Origin of the sequence: Sodalis sp. dw_96, from assembly GCF_018449575.1 — a bacterium.
Lineage (GTDB): Bacteria > Pseudomonadota > Gammaproteobacteria > Enterobacterales > Enterobacteriaceae > Acerihabitans.
The window spans coordinates 146,967-167,198 of sequence record NZ_JAAVUT010000001.1; the positions used below are offsets into that span (position 1 = coordinate 146,967).

Below are 20,232 nucleotides of genomic sequence, written 5' to 3' on the forward strand. Positions count from 1 at the left end.
GATAACCCCTTGCGGCGTTGATGTCTGAAAAAGCAGCCTGAAAACTCATTAAGGGTGGCAACTTCGTTGACAGCTACCGGTTATAGTGACCGGCCTCTTAAATTCCGGCCCCACGGCAGACATCCTTCACGGTTCTGCCAGCCTCGACGGACTTCAAAACGGCAATAATCTGCTGTTCGGTAAAACGGGCTTTACGAATAACGATCCCCTTTGCGGCCATGTCAGTGCCGGAAGATCTCTAAAAGTGAATGGCACCATTATGCGGGATACTTACACGTATATTGACCCGTCAACGGCAAAGTGAGCATGAGGGATTGCAAAAGTTGTATCGACGGATTTTCACGCAAGTGTTTCCCGCCAGGATGCAAACAGGTTCGGATTAACATGGTCAATTACAAAAGACATTATGCGCTTATTCGGGGGAGCCTTGACGGCGATTGGTCCCCTTGGCACGGATTTCTATCTGCCCTCATTGCCGGCAATAGCATTAGATTTAAAAGAATCGATGTCGACTTCCCAGCTTACTTGCAGAATGACTGTTTTTCCCACCAGAACCATGTTGCCTGGGAACCAGACCACACCAGGCGGAAAGTTGTCTGCCATTAGTAAACTGCTTTGCATTAACTTCACTCAAAAATGCGGCTGCGACGAAGGGGCCAGCACCAGTTATCATCAACAGTGTTTTGTATTTTGGCTGCTGCTGGCACAACGCTGCCATGTTGTGCTCTGTCGAACGAATTTGTTCATTGAGCGAATGTATATTTTCCAGTGATGAAAAAAGCAACTGGCATAGTAGCGGCGAAATAAATAGTTTGATCAAGCGGTAAATCATGGCAGCCATGTTGCTAGGCCGGATTATGTGGGTTAGCTCCCTCCGATGCCGATAACCAGCGTTGAGGCAATGATCATCGCCATACCGAGTAACTGGAAACGTATTGGCTTAATTGAAGCGCTTTTCCATTCTTTGAGAACAAAACCCCATATCCCGCCACACAGCACCAGCATCGACATATGGAACGTCCAACTGACAAAGCCAAGTTTGACGCCGGTCATTTGTACATGTCCCCAGCCGTAGAAGAAAAACTGCAGATACCAGATAACCCCGCCCGCTGCCGACAAGGTAATATTGCGCCAAAAATGGGAAGGGTCTTGCCTGATTTTCAGCAATGTATGATTTCTTTTCCCTTTAATCAGACAATAAATCAGATTGGTGGTAAATCCCCCCAGCATGATAATGACATAACCGGGCATAATTTGATAAAGAGGGTCAACGCCTTGGGCCAACGCCATTTGCTGAATAGGTCCTGCCGCCTCAATGGCAAAAGCCATGAAGGCACTCATGATGCCGCAAAATATCGCAATGATAACGCCTTTGCGGACATTTAATTCCCGGTTTGTTATGCCGGATTCATTCTCTTTCATCCGGCCGGCCAGTGACGTGACAGCAATACCGGCAACAGCAATGACTACGCCGATTAGTGCCATAACGCCGGCATGGCTGTTGAATAACTGGAGAAATTTTCCTCCGAATAGCGGCGGCGTCAGGGTGCCCACCACCAATGTGATACCGATAGCAACGCCGTAACCCACCGAGAGCCCTAGATAACGCAGCGTCATACCGAAGGTCAAACCCCCGAGCCCCCATAACACCCCGAACATATAGGTCCGCAAAACCACGCCAAAGGGAATCGCGAGGTAAAATGCGCCAACATTGGGCAGTAGTAATGACGCCACCAGAATGGGCATAATAATCCAGGAAGCGATGCCATTAACCAGCCATGAGGCTTCCCATTCCCAATTTTTGACCAACTGAATCGGAATATAGAACGAGGCCGCAGCCAACGCACCAAGCAGGTGATAAAAAATACCATAGCCAATAGAGTATTCCATATTCTCGCCTCAAGAGATTTTCTGGGCAGAAACGCCGAGTAGTTTCGCCAACTGTTCAATGATTTTGCCCTGATGACCGCTGCCGATGGCGCAGTGATGAGCCGGGCCGCCGAGGCACCATTTTTCCGTGAACTCTCTCGCTGATAAGGCAAATTTATAGTTGCTGTTGGTATTTCCTATATCCAGCACCGGCCCGGCAACTGATTCTCCTTCGGCATATTGCAGCACGATACAGCCGCCACGCTTTTCGACCACGGAAAGAAAGGTGATCGGACCGGCGGCCACCGACATCTGAATAGAAACGCCTTTACCGGGTTTACCGTGGTAAACCGACAGAGGCACCAGTTTCACCTTGGACTCGGACATTTGCGGATGAGCAGGACCATCATGTCCCCACTGCACAGTGTCATTTTCAAAATTGATGCCATAAGGTTCGGAAAAAGAGCCGCCGGCCCCTAACAGACTCATAATTTTCATGGCAATGACATTTTTGATTTCACATTCACCGGCGACCGGGATGCCTTTATGGGTTAATAAAGTGTTTCCCATAATGACCGACGTGATAATACTTTCATGTTGAGATCCTGATGCCCCTTCATAATAATAGGCCAAGGCATCAAGTTTATGCTTGGCTACTAATTTATCCAGCACGATGGACGTTTTTACCGCTCTATCAATTTCATATTGTTCACAACTTTCATCAACGTCAAGAACGGAATGGACTTCATCATATTTTTGATGAATTTCTGTTGGGGTTATTTTAGCAAGATCATCTACCAGTTCGCAAAGCTCCAATATTTTGAATCTTACCCCCAATTTGGCCGATAAATTTGTCATATCAGAATAGACATCATACATGCCGTTATAATAATGTCCCAAAACACCAACATTGGTATTTTTCAGTGTGTGGGATAACCGAAAAGCACTAAGATAGCTTTCAATTTTTTCCCATGCAACGCTGTCATTAAGATAGCCGACCACCAGTTCGAATGAAATATCCGCACGCTGGAATACATTAGCCAGTTCAGGAGCCGTACAGGCTTGGCAGTGCGCCAGCCATTGGCCGGTTCTGGTGCCACGGTCTCCCGCATTATTGATATCCGCCAAAGGTATTTTGCTATCAGGCTGCAACGCGAGTACCAATACCGGCACATTGAGTTTCTGTACTAACGGCAGTACAGTTGAGCTCAGTGCATAAGTAGTAATATAAAGTACTAATACATCGACTTGCGATGACTTAAACAAATTTGCCGCTGCGTCAGATTTGTCATTATTATCCACTAAGCCGCCATTGATCACTTCAATTCCTGCCGTGGTGAGGCGTGAAGCGACTTGATGTAAATAACCTTCCAATGCTTGCTGCAAACCTGAAAATTGAGGCCAATAGGTATCTAACCCAATGCCGAAAACACCTAATTTGATATTCATTTTATATCGCCTGCCAATATTGAATTAAGGAATATCTAGACATACATAATCCACCAAAACAATTTGTTAAAAGTTTACCGTGATGATATGAACGCGTTATCCGTATCCTATCGTAGATGGCGAAGTCAAACATGCTGCTCAATGCCACATAAATTAAGCCCATGGCATTTTTGTCGTATCCCCAGTGATCAAGATCACAGTATCAGATAGGGTCAGTTCTTAGAAAATCACAATAAACTGCATCCCGCCGGCCAAAGCATCATCAGTTTCTTTAACGCCCCAGGTTTTTTAGTATATTGAAGATTTGGACGGATCATAAGCCATTTAGTTGCCTGATATTCATAATTTATTTCAATAACTATATTCTGAAGTTTGTACAGAAAAAAAGTAAGGAACATTAATTGAAATTTCACTGATAGTTTCTTATCCATTAACTTTTGTTCGTAATAGAGTTGAGATAAACGCCATGCGGTACCGCCGCCATAGATTTCCATGGCCGAAGTTAAACCCGTTGCCTTGGGATCGTGGATACGATCGTTTGTGATATCTCTTCCTTCTCGTTCACCTAAACCAACATAAAACTGCGTATCGGGTATATTTGCGATTTTATCTAAATCCAGATTTAAACCGAGTATCAACTGGCCGCTCTAGGGTTTCGCGCTGCGTTATGCGCATACTGGCAAATTCGACTAATGCCGGAATAGAGGAATGGCGGTACGCCCAGACTCGCTCTTCACGTTGAGCATTAATGAAATTGTAATGTGAAGGGGATCAAAAATTAGTTAAAACATGGTTTCATTTTTATGATATTGAGCGGAGAGTATTCAGTGTCTAACAGGAACAGTAGTGTCTAGTGTCGAATTATTCCTGTCGAGCATTGATACTCTTACGGATTGTCATCATGACCATGTCAGCAAAAGATAAACTGTTTCAGGCTATATTAACCCATTATTCCGGTAACCACAGCGGCTTTACCGCGTTGGATTGCGCAGATTTCGTTCCTGTTGGTCGCAGCGTGATAAGTCACTATCTCAATCGTCTGTGTGATGACGAGAAATTAATCAAAGAAAGAACCAGGCCGGTACGCTTTTTTGTCAACACTGCGCAAAAACCTGCCGCGCCGGAGCGGGTGGATAAAAAAGCGCAGGATACCTTCAGCCGATTGATTGGCTCAGACGGTAGCCTGGCGCAGGTCGTGTCGTTGTGCCGTTCGGCGGTGGACTACCCCACCAGTGGACTACCGGTTCTGTTGGCGGGGGAAAGTGGTGTGGGCAAAAGCCATCTCGCCAGCCTGATATATGACTACGCGCTTGAACGCGGCGTTATCGCGACGGACAAACCGTTTATCGAACTGAACTGCGCCGACTATGCCAATAACCCGGAGCTGTTGTCCGGTACGCTGTTTGGTTACGTCCGGGGGGCATTCACCGGTGCCGACCGGGAGAAGCACGGCGCGTTTGATGAGGCGGACGGCAGCTTTCTGTTTCTTGATGAAGTCCATCGGTTATCCGCCGAAAATCAGGAAAAGCTCTTCCTGTTTATGGATAAAGGGTATTTCTATCGGCTCGGCGATAATCGTACCCGCCATCCCGCCAGCATTCGGTTTATTTTCGCCACTACCGAGAATATCGATACCGTTTTGCTAAACACTTTCCGCCGTCGGATACCGGTGCGCGTTACGCTACCGAATTTCATCTCACGCCCGCTCACCGAACGGGTAGCGCAGGTGGAACATTTCCTTCGCTGCGAGGCGCGCAGCCTGGCGAGGGATATTCTTCTGGATGCTTCGCTGATGCACCAATTGGTCATGTCGCCGGTGAGGGGGAATATCGGCGAGTTAAAAAATCAGATAAAAGTGATGTGCGCCAGCGCATGGAGCGACAGCAATAACCCCAAATTTATCGCCCTGAGCTCGCCGCGCCCGCAAACCGGCAACGGGGAAACGCTGCTGATCTCTCATCGTGATGACACGTCCGCCGTGGATGTGGCGTCGTTGCTGCCAAAAGCGATGCGTGATGACGTCATCTTTAACGAATTCTGCCACAGCGGCAATACGTTTTTGCTTAACCGCAAGCTTGAACAATTGCTGACAACCATCAGTGGCGTGCTAAGTCAGGAGTCTCCGTACAGTGGTTATGTCTGGCAGCACACGATGCATGCCATCAACGAGCTGGAGAACTTAACCGGCCTGGCGTTCAACCAGGATCTCCGCAAAGCCGTCTGGCTGTGTCTGAACTATGCGCTGCATCATGTAAACGACGAAGCCCGGGCCGGGGAACTGCGGACGATAACCGATTATGTTTCCAGCAAAGCGCGGCTGTTGGCCGAAGAGTGCGTGAATCTGTTGCGTCAACACGTGGTGAACGCGCCCTTTGTGCTGCTGCCGCCGTTGCTAGGTAGTGCGTTTAACACCTTGGCCGGAGACGATGACCTGATCCAGGGAGTGATCGTTTCCCACGGACGCTCCACGGCCTACAGCCTGGCGGGTATTGCCAATCAATTGACCGGCAGCTATATCTTTAAAGCTTTCGATATGCCGAACGCCACCTCCACACGCGAGATAATCGACCTGCTTATCAACCACCTGGATGCCATTAAACAGAGCGCCGGGTTAATAATACTGGTGGACATGGGATCGCTGAAGGAGATTTACGAAGAGATCAAGCTCCATTTGCACGGTGAGCTGCTGGTTATCAACAACGTCAGCACCGCCATGGCATTGGATATTGCGTCAAAGATACAACAACGCCTGTCCATGGACGAGATCATTGACAGCGTGAAAGGTGCTTACGAAGTGGAAACCCGATATTACGCCGGCGTCCTGCCGGGGAATAAAATCATTATTTCCTGCATCTCGGGCGAAGGCATCTCGCGCAAACTTAAGGACATTGTACGGCGCTATCTTGCACGGGAGGAGGTTGATATCGTCACCATGGAGTATGACGATGTGAAATGGAAAATCGCCCGCTCGGACCCGGCGTTGAATGGCACGCGGCTTATCATCACGACTACCGACCTGGAGGCGGGATATATTCCGCTGTTAAGCGTGGAACAGCTGATTAAAGAAAAAACCGCCGTGTTGCGCCGTGATTATTTCACCGATCTGATAACGGAAGACAGACTGGAGCCGATGATCGATGAAGTGGTTAAACTGTTTACGGTGGAAGGTGTCGCCAGCCGGCTCAACTTTCTCAACCCGGTGGTCATCATTGATGAAGTGGAGTCGGTCATCAAACAGTACGAGTCATTCTACAAGATTCACTTTGAAAGCTATCTGCGTATTAATTTGTTTATGCATATTGCCCTGATGATTGAACGCGTCATGGTCAACGCCGGCATGCGTAATCGTGACGAAACGGAACTGACCGGCGACCAAAAAGCCTTTGTCGAGGTGCATGACACTTTCTTCCTGGCGCTCAATCGAAAATATCATATCGCCCTGCCGCTCACCGAGGTTCTCATGATTTATGAAATTATGGAACCATGGATCGTCTCGCAGCCTGCGTGAACCCGCCTTATGACCCTGCGCTTTTTTATCGCGGGTCTCGTCTTTAGACACTGCTGATTTTAGCGTTTTCAACAGTGTCTCCTGTGTGGAAAATAATAGTTAACTTGATGATTTTAATTTAATAATTTTAATGGCATGACGATTGCATAAAATCCTACGCAAGCTTTCAGTAATTTTTTAAGGAATGCGTAATGCGAGAGGTCTTTATCGCCACCCATGGCAAATATGCGGAAGGCGTTATTTCGGGACTTGATTTGCTTATCGGCAGTGATCACGGCGTAACCCCCATATGCGCCTATTCGGGTGACATTGGTTCCACCGCCGATTTGGCACAGCGTTTCGAAGCTATCGCCATAGAAGCGGCGCGGCGCGGCAACGAACTGGTGTTGTTTACCGATATGCAGGGCGGAAGCGTCAATAACACGGCGATTCAAGTGATGGTGAATTATCCCCATATGCATGTGATTAGCGGCGCGAACCTGATCATGTTGATGGAGTTCTGCATGTCCGAACGTCCGGATACGGCGGCGCGTATCGCAGATGCGATCCAAATGGCGACGCAGGCCATGCAATATATGAATACGCTGCCGGAAATTATCTGTGCGCGCCAAAATCAGGGCGGCGCCTCCCAGGATGACGATGATTTCTTCGCCATGGAGGACAGTAAATGAGCGTAGTGCTTGAATCCCTTAATCCACGGTATGCCGCGGTGCAGACACCGCTTACGCCGGCGTGGTTGCAGGCAGCCATTACCGATGTCCTTGATAGCATCGATGCCATGCTGCCAAGGTTTACCACCACTTTCCCGGCGGCCAGTGCAAAGGACGGGCGTTATCCGGCGGTGGAAAAAGTGGACTGGACTGAAGGGTTTTGGACCGGCCTGTTATGGCTGGCTTGGGAAGTTACCGGCGACAACAAATATCGCCAAAGCGCTCTAGGGCTGCTGGACAGCTTCGCGCACCGGCTTGATGGGCAGATCAAAGTCGATACCCACGATCTGGGCTTTCTGTATCTGCTTTCTTGCGTGAATGCCTGGAAATTGACCGGAAATGAACGCGCGCGGGAACTGGCGTTACGCGCCGCGGAATTACTTTTCCGCCGGTTTGATACAACCGCGGGCGTTATCCAGGCGTGGGGGGATTTAAGCGACCCAGCGCGTCAGGGGCGTATGATTATCGATTGCAATCTCAATGTGCCGCTGCTGTTCTGGGCGGCGGATGAAACCGGCAATCGGGCTTGGCGGGACGCGGCACGCCGCCATTTGGCGCAGGCGTCTCGTTATCTGGTGCGTAACGATGCGTCGACGTTTCATACCTTCTATCTGGATATCCACAGCGGACAACCGTTGCGCGGTGATACCCACCAGGGGTTTAGCGATGACTCCTGCTGGGCACGCGGCCAGGCATGGGGAATGCTTGGCTTCGCGCTGGGCTTCAATTACACCGGAGATGCCCGCCTGCCGGAGCTGTCGCGTAAATTGAGCCACTACTTTCTTAACCGTCTGCCGGAAGACTATGTCTGCTACTGGGACTTGATTTTCTCCCCGCAGGACCACGCGTTTCGTGATACTTCCGCCGCCGCCATTGCCGTTTGCGGACTGGTGGAGTTACTCAAACAACTCCCCCTCAGCGATACGCTGCGCCCGGCCTATGGCAACGCTATCAGTTTGATTATGCGCAATCTGCACCAGTACTACTTTGCGCACGGCGAAGATGGCCTGCTGCGTGAGGGGGTTTACAACTATGGCCGTCATATGGGCATTAACGTGCCTAATCTCTGGGGCGATTACTTTTACTTCGAAGCGCTGGTGCGCTTATCGCGAATCTGGACACCCTACTGGTAAAAACGCATAACAGGAGAAAAAACATGATTTCATTAATTCGTATTGACGATCGATTAATCCACGGCCAGGTGGCCGTGGTATGGACCAAACATCTCGGGGTGAATCGCATTCTGGTGGCCAACGACCAGATTGTGAGCAACGAAGTGCAGAAAATGTCGCTGCGCATGGCGGCGCCGGATACGGCGAAATGCGCCATCATGACGGTAAAAGACGCCGCCGATACTCTTAATGATCCCCGCTCCGAGAGCATGAAAATTTTGGTCATCGTGAACAATGTGGCCGACGCACGCCGCCTGATCGAACAGGTTCCGGCCATTAACCGGCTGAATGTGGCTAATTTCGGGCGCATCACCGATAACCTGGCGGCAAAAACAAAAATCAGCGACACCGTGTATGTTACGCCTGACGATGTGGCGGATTTTCGCGCCATCGCCGAACGCGGCGTGAATGTGGACTATCAGGTATTGCCCTCCCACCCGGTGAAAAATCTCATTGAGATGTTAGATAACGCCCGATAAGCGAGGACATCATGTTAACTCAGGCATTATTGGTAGCATTGGTGATGTATATTGCCAAATTTTCTGACCATACGCTCGGCCAGCCTTTAATCGAGCGCCCGTTGGTGTGTGGTGCCATGGTGGGATTTGTGCTGGGGGATTTTCAGCAGGGCATCATTATCGGTGCCAGTCTGGAGCTTATTTTCCTCGGCACTATCACCATCGGAGGGTCGGTGCCGGCCGACCTGGCGGTGGGTTCGGTGCTGGCAACCGCATTTACCCTTCTAACTCATGCCGAAACGGCGGTGGCCGTGGCGCTGGCATTACCTATAAGCTTGCTGGCGGTGTTCGTCTATCAGGTGCTGAAACTGGTCTATACCGCGCTGGTGGAAAAATATGACGCACTGTTGGAACAAGGGCGCGACCGCGCGGCGCTAAGCTTGACTTTCGGTATGACGATGTTCTATGGGGTGCCGTTTGCGATAATCGCATTTTTCGGCGTGCTGTTTGGCACCGGGGTTATCCGTAGCCTGGTGGAGAGTATACCGAGTACCGTGATGCATGGCATGACCGCTGTGGGGGGGATGCTGCCGGCGCTGGGTTTCGCCATCCTGCTGCGGGCGCTATGGCATCGTAATATCGCCGCGTTCTTTTTTATCGGTTTTGCCCTGGCGGCGTATCTGCAATTGCCGATCATGGGTATCGCCATTATCGCGGCTTCCGTTGCGGTCTACTTGTGTTTTAACGAATTCAATCAGCTTAAATTAAATAAACAGGCGATCGGCACCTCGGATGCCGCGTCTGTTGATAATAAGGATGGGTTCTTCAATGACTGATATTCATTTAAGAAATACTGCCGTCAACGGTCGCGATAAAGACGAAAAAAAGATGTTTCGACAATTATTTTTCCGCCAATTCCAGTTGCTGGGGTCAATGAATTTTACCCGTATGGAGGGGTTGAGTTATGGCTGGGCGCTGGCGCCGATGCTGCGAAAAATCTACCGGGATCCCCATCGTTACCTAGATGCGTTGAAGCGTAATAGCCAGTTCTTTAATACCAATCAGCATTTGGCGCCGTTTATTATGGGGCTGACGTTGTCGATGGAAAAAGAAAACGCCGGTAACCCGGCTTTTGATATCGCGAGCATCAACGGCATCAAAGTGGCGCTGATGGGACCGTTTGCCGGAGTGGGGGACTCCTTTTTTTATGGCGTGCTGCGTATTATCGCCACCGGCATCGCGATTGGCCTGGCATCGCAGGGTAACCCCCTCGGGCCGTTATTATTCTTGCTGGTGTATAACATTCCGAGCTTTTTGATTCGCTATTACGGCGGAATGATGGGCTATCGGCTCGGATCGAAGTATATCGCCGAAGCCACCCAATCTGGGTTGCTGGGCTGTATCACCAAAGCCTCCTCTATCATGGGGCTGATGATGGTGGGGGCGATGTGCGCCTCGATGGTAAAATTCACCACGACGTATAAAACCACCATTGCAGGGCAGCCGTTCGTATTGCAGGCGATCCTCGATAAAATATGCGTCGGCCTGATTCCATTACTGCTAGTACTGGGATGCCTGCGTTTACTGAATAAAAAAGTCAGTCCCAACAAAGTCCTTATTTTACTGATTGTCATTGGCTTCGCCTCCGCCGGAATCGGCATTATCTGACCTATCATCCCCTTTTCATGTGAAAAGGGGATCTACTCACGGATTCTGCATATGGTCTACGCAGCCTGTTTTTCCAACCAGCCTGAAAAATTTCATCGCGTCTTCTCCCGTGGCCGCTGGCAGCAGCTTTCCGCGCTGTGCCAGCTTCACCCGCGTATTGTGACGCAGGAAATGCTGGCGCAAGAGTTGCCTTTGTTATCGCAGGTGGAAGTCATCTTCTCCAGTTGGGGAATGTTTCCCCTGAGCGGGCAAGAGCTCGATCGATTGCCGAAACTGAAAGCCGTTTTCTACGCCGCCGGCGCGACCGAGTATTTTTCCGCACCATTTTTGTCACGCGGGATAGCCGTGGTCAGCGCCTGGCGGGCCAACGCCGTTTCGGTGGCGGAATTTTGTCTTGCGCAGATCCTTTTGTCCTGTAAAGGTTATTTCCGGAATCATCGTGACTATTTTGCACCCAGCACCTTCGACGACCTGAGCCAACGGCATCCGGCGCCCGGTGTCTACGGGGAACGGGTGGCATTGCTCGGCGCCGGGGCGATTGCACAAACGTTAACCGGATTTCTTGAGCCGTTCGAGCTTGAGGTGGTCAGTGTTCCTTCTCGTGTCGAGCACAGAACGGTATCTCTTGAAGAGGCGTTTGAGACGGCGTTTGTGGTCAGCAACCATCTGCCGAATCGAACGGATAACATCGGCATCCTGAATGGTTCGTTATTTCGCCGCTTGCGTCCGGGGGCGGTGTTTATCAATACCGGACGAGGATTGCAGGTTAATGAGCCGGAACTGATTGAGGTCTTTAGCCAGCGTCGGGACCTTACCGCGTTGCTGGATGTCACCAAACCGGAGCCGCCGGTCGACGGCTCAGCGCTTTATCGGCTGCCGAATATCCGGTTAAGCAGCCATATCGCCGGGGCTATCAACCATGAAACCCAGCGCCTGGCCGACTGCGTGCTGGATGAATTTACCCGCTGGCTGCAAGGAGAACCGTTGTGTCATCAGGTCGTAAAATAGCCTCGGCGGCGGGGGGCGGCGGCTATCGACTGGTTATTTTCGATCTGGACGGTACGGTATTGACGCCGGAAAAAAAACTCACTCCGCGGTTTAAGAATGCCGTAAAGCGTGCCGTACGGCTAGGCGTCATGATTGCCCTGGCTTCCGGACGTTCGCTGGGCAGTGTGCTGGATGTGCTGCGGCAATTACCGCTGGGGGATGCGCCAGGATACGCCATCGCCTGTAACGGCGCCATTATCTGGAGCCGACAACCGGGGCAGCTTATCGCCAGTGAATGCCTCGAGCACCACGATGTGCTGCTATTGACCGAACTGGGTCGGCGCTTGGGTTTTGCCTGTTATCTGCTTGAAAATAATCTCCTTCTGACCGATTTCCCCATCACGCCCGACGCCGGTGGACATCTTTTCAGCCGGCTGCCGGTGGTAAAACTGCCCGACGGCTGGCAGGGCATGCCCCGCCGGCCGCCGAAAATGATGTTTATCGAGCAGAAAGAAATAATAGACGCGCTGCCGTCGCTGATCCCTCCGGATATCGCCGGGCAATATCATTTTGTTCGTAGTGAACCGAATTACTATGAAGTGATGAAAAAAGGGGTGCATAAAGGTTCTGCCTGCCGGACGCTGGCCGCCTACCTGAATATTCCGGAAGCGGCTATTATCGCGGTGGGCGATGAACAAAACGATAAAGAAATGTTGTTATTTGCCGGTGTGGGTGTGGCGATGGGAAATGCGGCGCAGGACATAAAATTACTTGCCGACTGGGTGACTGACAACAACCAAAATGAGGGCGCGGCAAAAGTCCTCGAGTATTTTATTTTAAAAAAATATCAACATGCCTGTGATTAAGTTCAAATTTAGTGTTGACGAAATTCTCAATAAAACTTAAACAGAAAAAAAATAAGATAAATATTAATTGCTGAGTGTCTAAACTAACAAAAAATATATTCGCAATACATTGTTAAATATAGATATTTATAATATGGCACAACAATTGCAATATGAAGGGTGTCATCGGGATTTTTTTGCATTACTGCGGTGTCCAGGTAGAGATAAGAAAATGATTCGGTGACGAGTTAAAAACTATTGTCATTATTCAACAAGGCGATACACGGGATAGCATGATTCTGTGGGGCCGTGGTTATCGCAATAATCAAGCAAAAATAATAGCAGGATAGAATATGAAAAAAATAACTTTTCTGGCCATTGGTCTACCTTTGGTCTGTTATACCATTAATGCGATGGCTTCCGCTACGTGGGTTGATAACCGTTATGCTCATACAACAACCACGGATAGAAACCAATATAAAATCGGCGCCGGGCATATTTTTGATAATGGAGCCGGGATTCTTGTCTCGTCAATGTATGACCCTGGGCATGATTTCAATCAGTTTAGAAGTACCTTCCAGGAATATGAAGGTTGGTATCCGCTGCCGTTAAATGATAAATGGAGCATTACGCCCGGCGGGCTGACGGATATTGATAGTAATGGCACTACGTTGTCGCCCTACATCAGCCTGGATTACAAATTTAATAAAGTTTTCAACGTTTCAACGCGTTACCGTTATAACCATATAACTCATCAATCGATGGATTATAATAATAGAATGGATCATAATGATGCTCATCAGATTGATTTATTTTTGAATTACCAGGCCACCGATAAGCTATGGCTGCAGCTCAATCCGGAATTTTTCATTAACACCGGTGATTATTATGCTGCCAACGGCAAGAAAACTCATTGGGAACCCAGCATCGTCGCGCGCTATCGCGTAAGTCAGCACTGGATGCCTTATGCTGAGGTGGCGTGGCTGGATAAGAATAAGTCTATACATAATGATGATCAGGTGCGAATCCGTTTAGGCATCCGCTACTACCTCTTTTGATAAGGATAGGCGGGCGTTTCGCCCGCCCAGAAACGCCATGAAGAAAAAACAGGTTGCGTTATTGCTTGCTCCGGGCTTTGAAGAGGCGGAGGCAATTATTATTCTTGATGTGCTGACCCGGCTTGATATAGAGGTAACAACGCTGGCCTGTTATTCCAGCCAAACTTTGGACAGTTATCACGGACTTAGTGTGAATACCGATGCGTTACTGACCGGGGTTACGGCGGTATTGTATGATGCGGTTGTGATCCCGGGCGGTCCGCAGGGCAGCCAAAATCTGGCGGATAATCAGACCGTTCTGGATTTCATTCGCCGCCATGATGACGCGGGCAAATGGATTTGCCCGATATGCTCCGCCGCGGCTCGCGTACTGGCCCCGCATCAGTTGTTAAGGGGGCGTCGTTATGTGTGTTCCGGCACGCTTTCAGAGGCTGTTACTGATGGAGCGTATGTCGATGCCCCGGTGGTAGAGGACGGAAATCTGCTCAGCGGGCAAGGGCTTGGAGCGGCCTTCGATTTCGCCTTTTGCCTTGCAATGCGCTTAACTGGCGATGAAGCGCGGATACGCCGCCAGGCTGAACATATTTATCACCGACTAACCATCGCGTTGTAGCGCCTAAGGGGCTGCTTCACTGCCCCAGCGGCAAATTGAGGTGTGACCAACTGTCATGCTTTATGAACATTCCGATAACGGAATTGGCAAATCTTGTCATATCTCACATTGCAGGCCAGTTCTATAAATGAACCATCGTCCAGATTGATAACCGGCACCTGATGTTCGGTTAAGCAACCGCGATCGCTCATCCCGCCATGACGCAGGAGGAGTTGCAGTCTATCATGGCCCTTATATAATTGAAAAAAATAACGATGGTTCACTGATATATTCAATCCTGACCCATTAGTCTCGACGGAACTTGGTTAGATCTTAAAATAAACTTTATTTCCTATATCAATTCAATATATTGCTTTTAGCGTAAGAAATTATATTCAACCAAGTAGCATCTTAGTCAGACAAGAGTGATTCGGTCTAGCGGAACCTTTTAGGAGATTGAGAAAAATGTTTCCTGAATAGAGTGGCGAAATGGCTTCTGTTAGTGAAGCCGCATGTATGGGCAATCTCTTCAATAGTTTTGGTACTCTGTTTCAGTTGCTTGCGCGCTTCCAGCAAACGCAGCAGCATGAGATATCGGTGTGGGGTCATGCCGGTACTTTGTTTTAACTGTCGGTGCAGCGTTCGAAGCGGGATGGAGAATTCTTTTGCCAATTGGCTCCAATCGACATTTTTATTAAAATTATGCTGTAACCAACTCATTAAGCTTTGCAGTTGATGCTCGCGATCGCGGTCGCTTGGCTTTTGACAACAGAGTCCGTGAAGCATAACCAATAATTGTAAAAACAGGCCCTCTTCGGCGGCAATATTTTCAGTTGATGTATCGGTAGACAGAACGGCTATGCCTTGGATGGCAATTTTAGCTCGTTGTATATCTTCATGGCTAAGTTGCCAATGAGTCTGATGTTCCTGGCTGTTCATGTTAGGAAGAAAACGGGCAATATCGGTTAAGAAAAGAAAGCTATCCGGCGAACGGTAGAGGACATTGATGAGCGTAAGTTGATCGACTTTTTCAAAAAATTGGTGATCCCCTGGGCGGATAAAACAAACGGTGCCACTGTTCATTAAATAAGCCTGATCGTTAAGAATATGAATGCCAGTGCCATTTTGCACAAACATAATTTCCCAAAAATCGGAAAAAAATTCAACGCAGTCAGTCGGTGGACGCCTTTGCTCAATAAAGATTGTCGACTTTTCTGAAATAAAAAAATCATTGCTAGAGAGGAATTCCATTTTACATGCCTTATCATTATGCGGGAGTTATAAAAAGATATACTGCTATAAATTTTGTCTTAGACAATGATTGAAAAATTATTAAGTTGAGTATTTTTTTTAGATTAAAATGAAGCGGTGTGAAAAGTGAACGTGATCGGTACAACTGACAAGGAGAGTTCCTATTCAACCGATACACGAAAAAAATTATAAGTGGGGTGGTATCCGATAGCTATTAAAAATGGTAGGTGAGACCTAAACCAAAGACACCGTCTGCGGAGATACCGACCGGATTATTTTTATCCAATACGTTGATTTTGTAATCAGCATAAGTCACTATGTTTTTATTAAAATAATACATGAGTGCCGCATCATAATATTTAACTAAATAAAAGCTTCCATATCCTTCTACATCTTGTGCTTTCGATTGAAAGTAACCAATTTGAGGTTTAAATCCTGATAAAAATAAGTAACCGGCGACAGCTTCCCAGTCAATAGTTTTATTTGCAAATCCCAGACTCTTTATCGGGGTCAAATTATGTGTTTCGGCATACACCGCGGCCAAATAAATCTGATTGGCATCATATTTGACACCAACGCTCCAAATATCCGCTTTGTCGCCAGCCCCCAGTGCGAGTCCCTGCTGTGCAGCGGTACGTTTCGATGAGGCATAAGCAGCAATAATCGAGCCGCCCCAATCAAAATTATAGCCACTGGATAAGCCAAATCCTTCACCATTACTTTTGATTGCCGAACGTCCGGAAGTATTCGTCGTTGCATCGTTTGCGCCCTGATATTGCAGCCCTAATTGCAGACCGTTTACTAAACCAAAAAAACCATTATTACGATAGGTAAGCAAACCGGTTGAACGGCCGGTCATAAAGTTGTCGGCACCACTGTACGTGAGATTATTAAATATGGGAGCGTAGTCAGTGAGAGAGGCAACATCATAGACAATCCCCCAGTTACGGCCATAATCCAGTGAGCCATATTGGCCATACTTTAGTCCGGCATAGCCCAGACGTGTAGCGTTCCCTGATTGAGTATCAGTACCCGACTCAGTATGGTTAGCCATGACATTTATTTCCCATTGGCCAAATCCGGTTAATTGATCCGTGATTTTTGTTTGGCCTTTAAAACCGAAACGGATAAAAGTGTTGTCTCCATTCCAGGAAGTATCATCACTGAAGTAATGCCTGGCATGAATAGCCCCGTTAAGGTCAAGTTTATTCCCATCATTATTGTATATTATGGTGGCGTGTGTCGATTGCATAACGGCAAAAGACAAGACTGCCAATAGTTTTTTTCCAGTTGTGTTGAACATTTTAGATATCACCTATCAAAAGAGTTTTCAAAGAAAATAATATTCGCATTTTTAATTATGCAAATTAGTTTATTAGAAATACAACGCCAAGACATTATCCAATAAGACAAGTGTCGATTTTAGGGCTTTACTATCAGAATAAGAGGAGCAGATTGTTCTGCTCCCAGAATCAGCGGATTCTTATTATTCTTTATTTCCAATGCTAATAACTTCCAGTTGGGACGGTGGTACGCTAACGCCATAAAATACGTCGCGAAAAATAGGCAGGGATTCCCAGCGTAAATAATAATCATGGCCATGGCGGTGGTCGTTATTTATTGCCGGGATAAGTTGTACCTCCGCATCCGGGTGAATATTTTGCCGGGGTTGGAGATATTCACTCGGCAATATTGGCTGGCAATCCTGAGTTTCGATAACTTCCAATGTCGATTCATTGAGGACCCACACCCCCGGAGGACACCATTTACTGTGATATTCAACGGCAAGTTGATTTGCACCGATGGTTTTAACTGCTGAAATAGTGATATCAGGGGGAATTGACCCGCCGCCGCTGAAATCCCAACGAAATGTCCATTGGCTTAATTGATGGGAATGCCACTGCCCATCCTGCTCCACGCGTGCCGCATATGCTTGCGAAAATCCCTTCTCATCATAGCGATGGTAGGTGATGACCGGACGTCCTTGATTATCAAAGCCAAGCTCCTGGGACATATTAATCAGCCCCTCATTGCTCTGTGCGCCATCGACAATCTCTCCGCGGGAAAGCGTAATAGGCAGCTCTATCGGCTGGCCATTGAATCGTTCCCAATGCACCAAATCCCTGCTTCGCGCATAAGACAAATTATTATTTGTTTCGCAATGAGGCGTATCGCGCCACATCCAGATCATATGCCAGAACCCATCAGGGCCGGCAGTGGGAAGTCTTGCATAACCGTTACGCGCATTTTCGCCATTGAGTAATGGCGTGTCGAGAAGTCGTTTCCAAACGCGCGTTTGAGTATCATAGATATTATACAGGTCATCGCCATTACCGCTCATCCCGTCCCGGTACCGAAATAGCAGATTCCCCTGATGATCTTTGAAAAACAATGGATAGGTTGTACGGTTCTCCCGGTCGCCGACCATGTTCTTAACACAGCGTAGTGAAAAGATATCTAGCGGCAATTCCGAACGAAAATAAATCAAGGGGTCGACATGCATATTTCCCGATATGTGCAGATACTCATCTTTATCAACGGCCATCGTCAGATAATTGTGGGAATCATATTCCGTAACATGAGAATAGCGTTGTTTCTCATCAATCCAGAATCCCCCGGGTTGAAAAAAAGCCCAATGCGAATGTCCGAGTAAACGCGAGCCCACTGTAATCCGCCGCTCATCATCATAAAACGCCACGAACTGACGATCCCTATGAGTCAATAAACAATATTGAACGGTGAAGACCGAACAAGTAGGTTTTACCGTGATAATGTTAATGCCCTGATGTGAGGACGCTGTCTCGTCAGATGCATTCGCAATGTTATTATCAGAATTTTCTTTAATATTCATTCTATCCACCATTATATGATCTGTTTTTTCTGAAATGATTTATTACGCAGGAAAAAAACTGCAAGAAGAATAGCACCAAGAGGATGTAGTGCGGCACCGAAATAAATAGGCACTGAATAGCCCAAAGCATCAATTATTGAACCGACAAAGCCGTTAAAAATAATGGATGTGATGCCGCCTAACGCGCTCATGACGCCGATGGCGGTGGCAATAGCCACCCGGGGAGCCAGTCCGCCCATCATGATTGTTGCCATGCTAAGCCAGGATGCGCACATGAAATTAATCGCCGTCATGATCCCCACCGCCACCAGGGGGTTATTGACACTGGGCAGGAAAAATGTCAGCGGCGCCAGACAGGTGCAACTCCAGATAATGATTAGTCTTGCACGGGTAGGGTCATAACCTTTTGCCACCAGCCGATCCGACCAATAACAGACGCCCAGCACGCCGATAACCGATGCTAAGGGTGGGAACCATAACAATTTCCCTACTTCGGCAAGCGTCAGCCCCAGTTTTTCCTGCATAAATCCGACTTGCCAGTATTGATAGAAAAACCAAAACGGATCGGTCAGCAATCTGGCGATAATCAGCATCCAGATCGGTTTGGAGGTTAAAACCATTTTGTAGCGTTGTGCCACCGGTACGGTGACAGTCGCCGCCGGGGATCTACTGTCGGTGTCTTCTTTCGGCGGAGTTTTGCGGCTGGTAAAAAACCAGAGTAACGCCACGGCGAGGCCGGTTGCCGCGGGGATGAAAAATGCAAAACGCCATCCCGAAGATAAGGTCATCCAGGCAACGAAGGGCGGTGCAATAATAAGCCCTACAGATTGAATGAGATTAGTGATCTGGAATGCAAATGCGCGCTGCTCCGCCTTGAACCAGGTAAAGATCGCCAGGGTCAGCGCGGGGACGGTACCTGATTCAGCGATACCCAGGATAACCCGGCCAATCATCAGTCCCGTTAAAGATGTCGCCATACCGGTAACGAGGGTCGCGACGGACATGAGCAGCACCACACCGGTCAGGACATATCGGCTGCCGAAGCGGTCAACAACCAGTCCACTGATGAAATACATCAAGGTGTAGGGTATCATAAACGCCGTTATCAGGCTGGAATAGCCGGTATTGGTAACATGCATTTCAATCATCAATGTTGTTTTAAGGATCGAAACGATTTGACGATCAAGGGAAAAGAAAAACAAAACTCCGCCAAGTATCACTAATAAGGCACTTGTCCAGAGCATTTGCCTTTTATTTTTGAGCAACTCATTATCCAATGTAGTCATGTGCTTAATCACTCTTTATTAAATCACTAAATAATAGAAAGTATTTGTTATTTTAAAACTATATGCCATTAAAAATAAAACATTGTTTCTTTAGTGTATTTTTAACTTTTAAGAAATGTGAATCTGTGAGATGGATCAAAATTTTCAAGATGCTAATTTTCAAAAAATATAATTATTTTTTTGAAAAATTAATTACAGATTATTTTTTACATCAACTTAACTTTATGATTTTTAAACAATAAAATACCTCGTTTAATAAATTATAAAAAAATGTTTCCGCTTTAGCCATAAATATAAGTTTCTTGGCTAAAAGATAAAGAACATATAACAATTAACTTGTTATGCTGCTCGGTTATTTTATTTAAAGAGTCGGGGTATTGGCTAAAAATATATGAAAATTGTTTCATTAATGGTGTCATTTATCCTGGTCTTTTGTGCAGTATTCTTACTGCGCGGTTCCATGAATAAAATGTTCGCTCATTAACGTTAACCAGTGGGTAGTTGCGATCGTCTGGATTTACAGATAAC

17 protein-coding genes and 2 pseudogenes are annotated in these 20,232 nt (G+C 47.7%); 10 read left to right on the forward strand and 9 right to left on the reverse strand.

Annotated elements, in window-relative coordinates:
• Positions 1–100: 100 nt before the first annotated feature.
• The 5 genes and pseudogenes from HB631_RS00630 to HB631_RS00650 form a co-directional block, all read right to left on the reverse strand.
• A pseudogene (locus HB631_RS00630) lies at positions 101–199 on the reverse strand (transposase); the annotation flags it as partial.
• 339 nt (positions 200–538) lie between these two features.
• A pseudogene (locus tag HB631_RS27250) lies at positions 539–670 on the reverse strand (transposase); the annotation flags it as partial.
• A gap of 194 nt (positions 671–864) precedes the next feature.
• Complete coding sequence (locus HB631_RS00640; protein WP_213989228.1) at positions 865–1,890, reverse strand: L-rhamnose/proton symporter RhaT; 1,026 nt, start codon at positions 1,888–1,890, stop codon at positions 865–867.
• A 9-nt stretch (positions 1,891–1,899) separates the two neighbouring features.
• On the reverse strand, positions 1,900–3,318 hold the full coding sequence (locus HB631_RS00645) for an L-fucose/L-arabinose isomerase family protein (protein ID WP_213989229.1): 1,419 nt from the start codon (positions 3,316–3,318) through the stop codon (positions 1,900–1,902).
• 227 nt (positions 3,319–3,545) lie between these two features.
• A complete protein-coding gene (locus tag HB631_RS00650; protein WP_213989230.1) occupies positions 3,546–3,956 on the reverse strand; it encodes a carbohydrate porin in 411 nt (136 codons plus the stop codon).
• Between the two features lie 263 nt (positions 3,957–4,219).
• On the opposite strand from HB631_RS00650, the gene HB631_RS00655 reads away from it, so the two are divergent.
• From HB631_RS00655 to HB631_RS00700, 10 genes are all read left to right on the forward strand, one after another.
• Positions 4,220–6,826, forward strand: a complete 2,607-nt coding sequence (locus tag HB631_RS00655) for a sigma 54-interacting transcriptional regulator (protein WP_213989231.1) — start codon at positions 4,220–4,222, stop codon at positions 6,824–6,826.
• Between the two features lie 191 nt (positions 6,827–7,017).
• Complete coding sequence (locus HB631_RS00660) at positions 7,018–7,497, forward strand: PTS fructose transporter subunit IIA (RefSeq protein ID WP_213989232.1); 480 nt, start codon at positions 7,018–7,020, stop codon at positions 7,495–7,497.
• Complete coding sequence (locus HB631_RS00665) at positions 7,494–8,669, forward strand: glycoside hydrolase family 88 protein (protein ID WP_213989233.1); 1,176 nt, start codon at positions 7,494–7,496, stop codon at positions 8,667–8,669. Before HB631_RS00660 ends, HB631_RS00665 begins: the two co-directional genes overlap by 4 nt.
• A gap of 23 nt (positions 8,670–8,692) precedes the next feature.
• Entirely contained in the window at positions 8,693–9,187 is a 495-nt protein-coding gene (locus HB631_RS00670; RefSeq protein WP_213989234.1) for a PTS sugar transporter subunit IIB, read from the forward strand.
• Between the two features lie 11 nt (positions 9,188–9,198).
• Positions 9,199–10,002: a PTS sugar transporter subunit IIC gene (locus HB631_RS00675; protein WP_213989235.1), complete on the forward strand. Its 804-nt coding sequence runs from the start codon at positions 9,199–9,201 to the stop codon at positions 10,000–10,002.
• Positions 9,995–10,834 (forward strand): PTS system mannose/fructose/sorbose family transporter subunit IID, encoded by an 840-nt coding sequence (locus HB631_RS00680; RefSeq protein ID WP_213989236.1) that lies wholly within the window; start codon positions 9,995–9,997, stop codon positions 10,832–10,834. Before HB631_RS00675 ends, HB631_RS00680 begins: the two co-directional genes overlap by 8 nt.
• A gap of 51 nt (positions 10,835–10,885) precedes the next feature.
• On the forward strand, positions 10,886–11,842 hold the full coding sequence (locus HB631_RS00685) for a hydroxyacid dehydrogenase (protein WP_213989237.1): 957 nt from the start codon (positions 10,886–10,888) through the stop codon (positions 11,840–11,842).
• Positions 11,821–12,687 (forward strand): Cof-type HAD-IIB family hydrolase, encoded by an 867-nt coding sequence (locus HB631_RS00690; protein WP_213989238.1) that lies wholly within the window; start codon positions 11,821–11,823, stop codon positions 12,685–12,687. Before HB631_RS00685 ends, HB631_RS00690 begins: the two co-directional genes overlap by 22 nt.
• A gap of 332 nt (positions 12,688–13,019) precedes the next feature.
• Entirely contained in the window at positions 13,020–13,724 is a 705-nt protein-coding gene (locus tag HB631_RS00695; protein WP_213989239.1) for an oligogalacturonate-specific porin KdgM family protein, read from the forward strand.
• Between the two features lie 37 nt (positions 13,725–13,761).
• A complete protein-coding gene (locus HB631_RS00700; protein WP_213989240.1) occupies positions 13,762–14,337 on the forward strand; it encodes a DJ-1/PfpI family protein in 576 nt (191 codons plus the stop codon).
• Positions 14,338–14,751: 414 nt separating this feature from the next.
• On the opposite strand, the gene rhaS is transcribed toward HB631_RS00700, so the two are convergent.
• The 4 genes from rhaS to HB631_RS00720 form a co-directional block, all read right to left on the reverse strand.
• On the reverse strand, positions 14,752–15,567 hold the full coding sequence (rhaS, locus tag HB631_RS00705; protein ID WP_213989241.1) for an HTH-type transcriptional activator RhaS: 816 nt from the start codon (positions 15,565–15,567) through the stop codon (positions 14,752–14,754).
• Between the two features lie 214 nt (positions 15,568–15,781).
• Positions 15,782–16,870 carry a porin gene (locus HB631_RS00710; protein WP_213989242.1) on the reverse strand — a complete coding sequence of 363 codons (1,089 nt, stop codon included), beginning with the start codon at positions 16,868–16,870 and terminating at the stop codon, positions 15,782–15,784.
• A gap of 183 nt (positions 16,871–17,053) precedes the next feature.
• Entirely contained in the window at positions 17,054–18,418 is a 1,365-nt protein-coding gene (locus tag HB631_RS00715; protein WP_213989243.1) for a BNR repeat-containing protein, read from the reverse strand.
• Between the two features lie 11 nt (positions 18,419–18,429).
• A complete protein-coding gene (locus HB631_RS00720; RefSeq protein ID WP_213989244.1) occupies positions 18,430–19,704 on the reverse strand; it encodes an MFS transporter in 1,275 nt (424 codons plus the stop codon).
• Between the last annotated feature and the right edge of the window lie 528 nt (positions 19,705–20,232).

What these genes read in the sequence shown, in the direction of transcription:
- HB631_RS00645 (WP_213989229.1), bottom strand. Translation starts at nt 3,318, where the DNA reads ATGAATATCAAATTAGGTGTTTTCGGCATTGGGTTAGATACCTATTGG.
- rhaS (WP_213989241.1), bottom strand. Translation starts at nt 15,567, where the DNA reads ATGGAATTCCTCTCTAGCAATGATTTTTTTATTTCAGAAAAGTCGACA.
- HB631_RS00670 (WP_213989234.1), top strand. Translation starts at nt 8,693, where the DNA reads ATGATTTCATTAATTCGTATTGACGATCGATTAATCCACGGCCAGGTG.
- HB631_RS00640 (WP_213989228.1), bottom strand. Translation starts at nt 1,890, where the DNA reads ATGGAATACTCTATTGGCTATGGTATTTTTTATCACCTGCTTGGTGCG.
- HB631_RS00700 (WP_213989240.1), top strand. Translation starts at nt 13,762, where the DNA reads ATGAAGAAAAAACAGGTTGCGTTATTGCTTGCTCCGGGCTTTGAAGAG.
- HB631_RS00655 (WP_213989231.1), top strand. Translation starts at nt 4,220, where the DNA reads ATGACCATGTCAGCAAAAGATAAACTGTTTCAGGCTATATTAACCCAT.
- HB631_RS00660 (WP_213989232.1), top strand. Translation starts at nt 7,018, where the DNA reads ATGCGAGAGGTCTTTATCGCCACCCATGGCAAATATGCGGAAGGCGTT.
- HB631_RS00665 (WP_213989233.1), top strand. Translation starts at nt 7,494, where the DNA reads ATGAGCGTAGTGCTTGAATCCCTTAATCCACGGTATGCCGCGGTGCAG.
- HB631_RS00710 (WP_213989242.1), bottom strand. Translation starts at nt 16,870, where the DNA reads ATGTTCAACACAACTGGAAAAAAACTATTGGCAGTCTTGTCTTTTGCC.
- HB631_RS00715 (WP_213989243.1), bottom strand. Translation starts at nt 18,418, where the DNA reads ATGAATATTAAAGAAAATTCTGATAATAACATTGCGAATGCATCTGAC.
- HB631_RS00675 (WP_213989235.1), top strand. Translation starts at nt 9,199, where the DNA reads ATGTTAACTCAGGCATTATTGGTAGCATTGGTGATGTATATTGCCAAA.
- HB631_RS00720 (WP_213989244.1), bottom strand. Translation starts at nt 19,704, where the DNA reads ATGACTACATTGGATAATGAGTTGCTCAAAAATAAAAGGCAAATGCTC.
- HB631_RS00695 (WP_213989239.1), top strand. Translation starts at nt 13,020, where the DNA reads ATGAAAAAAATAACTTTTCTGGCCATTGGTCTACCTTTGGTCTGTTAT.
- HB631_RS00685 (WP_213989237.1), top strand. Translation starts at nt 10,886, where the DNA reads ATGGTCTACGCAGCCTGTTTTTCCAACCAGCCTGAAAAATTTCATCGC.
- HB631_RS00680 (WP_213989236.1), top strand. Translation starts at nt 9,995, where the DNA reads ATGACTGATATTCATTTAAGAAATACTGCCGTCAACGGTCGCGATAAA.